Source organism: Mycobacterium sp. (assembly GCF_019247635.1).
GTDB lineage: Bacteria > Actinomycetota > Actinomycetes > Mycobacteriales > Mycobacteriaceae > Mycobacterium.
Map to the genome: position 1 here is coordinate 1 of NZ_JAFBAR010000003.1, position 3896 is coordinate 3896.

Consider the following 3896-nt stretch of genomic DNA (forward strand, 5'->3'; position numbering starts at 1 on the left):
TACGACGGCGAATCCGTGGGTGCAGGGCGGGTCGATCAGACCGAACCCATGGCCTACTCGGCCGACGAGGCGTGTGACGTGGGCGCCGATAGTGGTTCGCCCGCCTCACCCGACTACGGTCCCGCGGGCAACCAATTCACCGGCGAGATCCAGTGGGTCCGAATCGACATCGGTCAAGACAGCCACGACCATTTGATCCAGCCCGAAGACAAATTCAACATCGCCATGGCCCACCAGTGACGGCAAAGGGCTATGTTCGAGCGTTGCCTGGTGTCGTTCAGTTGGCACGGTCGGCCCAGCCCTCGGGCAGCTCGTCTGGTCCCACCGAAATGACGGAGTCCTGTTCGGCCCCAACGTATTCCAGCAGTGTGATCGTTGCGAACTCGGCCACCACGTAGATGGGGTACGTGGGGCCCTGATCGCGATAGGCGCGCATCTCCTCCAGATGATCGTTTTGGAAGCAGATGGTTCGCTCACCGTGCTCCTGGACCCAGTGCGGGAAGAAGATCACGCCGTGCAGGCGACGCTTGCCGGGCATGACGTTAACCGCGACCGAGGTGCCGGTGGGTTCCGTCCAGGAGATCTTGAAGCTATCGACGTCGAGCTGGACGAGATCGACGGCTTGGTCCTTCACCCAGCGGCCGCCGACCATGCCCGAGTGGATGCGGTAGTCGATGGTCCCGGCGTTCTTCACATACATCTCATAGCGCCAGCCGTTGGCATAGGAATATATCAAGCGATACCCGACGATGCCCGAAAAGTCTTGCGGGGGAACGGGGTTAGCCACTGAAGTCATGGAGTTCTCCTAACTTGCCGAGGCACGACATGAGGGCGCCGGACCGTCGCCCGGTGATGTGATAATTTTGCATCAAAAATAGTTTGTGTCAAAACTATATGCCATACTGCGGTGGTGGACCTAGCAACAGAATTCGGCCGGCTGATCGGCCCGCTGCGTCGGGCCGTGCTGCGCACCCGTCACGCCGAAGGTCTGCCCGACCTGCCTGAGGCCCAGATCGAACTGCTGCGTGCACTGCAAGAAACCGGCACTGCGACCCCGGGGGAAGTCTCGACTCGGTTGCATGTCGCGCCGTCGACCGTCAGCAACCTGGTCCGTACGATGACCGCGGCGGGACTGGTGCTGCGAACTCCGTCGGCCGCCGACCTACGCAACGTTCACCTGTCCCTCTCACCCACTGCTTGCGACATGCTTGACCGCTACGACCGGGTCAGCACAGCTGCTCTACGGGAGGCGTTGCAACGCCTTTCCCCCCAGCGCCGCAAGGCAATAGAGACCTGTCTGCCCGCGATCGCCGACCTGATCAGGGCGCTCGCCGAGCAGCCGCAAGGCGGACAGCCGTCGTCGTTGACGATGCGCGATTCCGGCCCACAAAGGCTGACACTCAGCTCGACACCACGGTCTCCAACATGACTGCCCGCGAGCCCCTTCTGCTCCTACACGGCGTGACAATGTCAGGCCGTGCGTGGGCTGACGTCACCCCCTTGCTTGCCCGCCACCATGAGGTGATGGCCCCAACCGCTGCTGGCCATCGCGGAGGCCCGCAACTCGTCGGTAAAGCCAGCATCGGTGTCCTCACCGAGCAGGCTGAGGACCTTCTGGATTCCCGGGGACTCGACCGAGTCCACATCGCCGGCAACTCCTTGGGTGGTTGGGTCGCGATCGAATTGGCCCGCCGGGGCCGCGCCCTCACCGTGTGCGCGCTATCCCCGGCTGGCTTCTGGACGCCCGGCACCTCCGATCAAGTCGAGGCAATAAAGAAGATCCGCCGCGCCCGCCGTCTGGCACAAATCGCCCGACCCGTTGCGCCGGCAATGCTGCGCTTCTCTTTGGTCCGCCGCCAAACCATGCGGGATGTCGCCGAGCGCGGTGACCGACTCACTCCCGGCCAGGCCGTCGGCGCGATGCGTGATTTGTTGGACTGCACCGGCATCGACGATCTGCTCGCCACCCGCGACAGCGTCGCCCCCCTGAGTCCGCTGCCCTGCCCGATAACCCTGGCGTGGGGCGCCAACGACAAAATCTTTCCCCCGGAGATCAACGGCGTTACCGCGCGGCAGCGCCTGCCCCACGCCGCTTATGTACTGCTACCCGACGTCGGCCACGTACCGATGATCGACAACCCGCGCCTCACCGCCGACACCATCCTCACGACCACCAAAGCACGAACTTTTGACAGTTGAGGTAGTGGTTCCTCACGTGGCCGTGTTCGCTGGCCGGGGCTCCACCTTCGCATTGCCGGCGAGTGTCCGAAGGTCTGCGCCGATCGGCGTATCCTTTGCCAGCACGTCGAACGGATTGCAGACTTATCGGTATTCTGGCAATCCCTTTGTGCCGCATGTGTATTCGACGTGCAATCCCGATCAGAACAAAGGCTCGGTTTGTAGTCCGCAATGGGTGCGGATCACCTCGTAGTCGCGATCACAATGTGCCACCGCGACCCCGATCCGCAATGCCATCGCGGCCACCTGGCAATCGATAAGACTGCGTACAGTGTCACCGCCGCGACGACAACGCCGGTGGATAGCGGCCGCATCTTCTGCGTCGCGCACAGGGGCCAGCGGCTCAATATTGAACCGCTGCAGGAGCCGCCTCCGCACTGCCGCCTTGGACTCATCGGTCGTCCCGATCAGCAGCTCCATCATCACGACCTCAGGCACGATCACCTTCGAGTTGTCGGCAATGCGATCTGCTAGCCAGCGACTGGCGAACGAGTCAGAGGTGGACAGAAATTCAATCCAGACAGACGTGTCGACAATCATCTAGGACTGATCTGCGGGTCCTGTGTCCCCGTGCGAAAACGATTCGATCTCATCGTTGGTGAAGTCGAAACCGCTGCCCTGGAGCGCCAACGCCTCATCGCGGCCTAGCTGTTCACCCACGAGCCTGCGCAGGGCGAGGTCAACGGCACTCCGCTTAGAATCCAGCCGGTACATTCGCTGCGCGGCGGCCACAAGTTCGTCGTCGATTTCGATGTTGGTACGCGACATGACACCACCATACACCACGATGTGTATGCAACTCTTTTGGGAAACTCTGCCATCGCATGCAGTCCCTGTCCCTGACAATGCACTTCGCATTCCTGACTCCGTGCCGGACCATCGACGACCGGCACGGGCGTACATTCGTCTCATGTTCGGCCGCGGGCAGCTGTTCCGTGATCCGGCTGTGCCGCTGGCACCGGCACAGGAGTCGTCGGCACGGTACGCCGCGCGGCGGGCGGCACGCGAATCCCGGCGCTCGCTGCGTACAGCCCGTGGCCAGTACCGGCGCTACCGTGACGGCGCTGGTGATAACTACCTGGACTGGCCGCGCTGGCGCGCCGAGTACCTGGCCGAATACCGCGGCGATCACTTCAACGAGGGCGGCCTTACGAGCGGCACCAACACCTCCGGCGCGGGCTTCTAATCGCGCCCTACCTACGGCAATCTCCGCCCACCTGCACTTTTCACCCTCGCGGGAGCCCCGCACACCGTTTACACCGGGCGCCCCAAAGCCAGCCCGGCGAATCCCTCGACACCGACAACCGGGTCCGCATCGACCGCATCGCCCAATTCGGCCGCCGCGTTTGTGGCGGCTGGCGGCGGGTCCAGTGGACACCGGCCACCTCGCGAATGTGGCTTTACGGTCGAACCGGCGGGAGTGTTCTTTAGGTGCGGTCGCCTACGTGCGGGCGTGGGAATCGAATTGCTACTGGGTCATCAGCACCCGCACCCAGCGACTAAAGTGCAGTAAGGCGCCAGCGCAGCGGCAAACTCGACAGCCGGACCGCTTCCTCGAGGATAACCGGCGGCACGGACTCAGCATCTAACCCGAACGCGGGGATAGTGCGTAACCATTCGCTGACCAACACAGTCAACGCTGTTTTCGCCAGACTGAC

At 63.1% G+C, this 3896-nt stretch carries 6 protein-coding genes and 1 pseudogene; 4 read left to right on the forward strand and 3 right to left on the reverse strand.

The window, feature by feature from the left end:
- Positions 1-240: pseudogene (locus tag JO236_RS00145) on the forward strand (arylsulfatase); the annotation flags it as partial.
- A gap of 37 nt (positions 241-277) precedes the next feature.
- Here JO236_RS00145 and JO236_RS00150 read toward each other — a convergent pair.
- Positions 278-796 (reverse strand): phenolic acid decarboxylase, encoded by a 519-nt coding sequence (locus tag JO236_RS00150; RefSeq protein ID WP_293323088.1) that lies wholly within the window; start codon positions 794-796, stop codon positions 278-280.
- 114 nt (positions 797-910) lie between these two features.
- Here JO236_RS00150 and JO236_RS00155 point away from each other — a divergent pair, with 114 nt between their 5' ends.
- Together JO236_RS00155 and JO236_RS00160 are read left to right on the forward strand one after the other, a co-directional pair.
- A complete protein-coding gene (locus tag JO236_RS00155) occupies positions 911-1429 on the forward strand; it encodes a MarR family winged helix-turn-helix transcriptional regulator (protein ID WP_293323090.1) in 519 nt (172 codons plus the stop codon).
- The gene (locus tag JO236_RS00160; protein WP_293323092.1) at positions 1426-2199 is read left to right on the forward strand and encodes an alpha/beta fold hydrolase; all 774 of its coding nucleotides are present in this window, start codon (positions 1426-1428) and stop codon (positions 2197-2199) included. The genes JO236_RS00155 and JO236_RS00160 overlap by 4 nt, the downstream gene beginning before the upstream one ends.
- Before the next feature lie 180 nt (positions 2200-2379).
- On the opposite strand, the gene JO236_RS00165 is transcribed toward JO236_RS00160, so the two are convergent.
- Positions 2380-2778 carry a PIN domain nuclease gene (locus tag JO236_RS00165; RefSeq protein ID WP_293323094.1) on the reverse strand — a complete coding sequence of 133 codons (399 nt, stop codon included), beginning with the start codon at positions 2776-2778 and terminating at the stop codon, positions 2380-2382.
- Complete coding sequence (locus JO236_RS00170) at positions 2779-3006, reverse strand: type II toxin-antitoxin system VapB family antitoxin (protein ID WP_293323096.1); 228 nt, start codon at positions 3004-3006, stop codon at positions 2779-2781.
- Between the two features lie 142 nt (positions 3007-3148).
- Between JO236_RS00170 and JO236_RS00175 the strand changes: the two genes are divergently transcribed.
- Positions 3149-3424 (forward strand): hypothetical protein, encoded by a 276-nt coding sequence (locus tag JO236_RS00175; protein WP_293323098.1) that lies wholly within the window; start codon positions 3149-3151, stop codon positions 3422-3424.
- Positions 3425-3896 lie beyond the last annotated feature (472 nt).

Excerpts from the sequence above, each read along its gene's own strand:
- JO236_RS00150 (WP_293323088.1), bottom strand. The coding sequence starts at position 796 with ATGACTTCAGTGGCTAACCCCGTTCCCCCGCAAGACTTTTCGGGCATC.
- JO236_RS00175 (WP_293323098.1), top strand. The coding sequence starts at position 3,149 with ATGTTCGGCCGCGGGCAGCTGTTCCGTGATCCGGCTGTGCCGCTGGCA.
- JO236_RS00165 (WP_293323094.1), bottom strand. The coding sequence starts at position 2,778 with ATGATTGTCGACACGTCTGTCTGGATTGAATTTCTGTCCACCTCTGAC.
- JO236_RS00170 (WP_293323096.1), bottom strand. The coding sequence starts at position 3,006 with ATGTCGCGTACCAACATCGAAATCGACGACGAACTTGTGGCCGCCGCG.
- JO236_RS00160 (WP_293323092.1), top strand. The coding sequence starts at position 1,426 with ATGACTGCCCGCGAGCCCCTTCTGCTCCTACACGGCGTGACAATGTCA.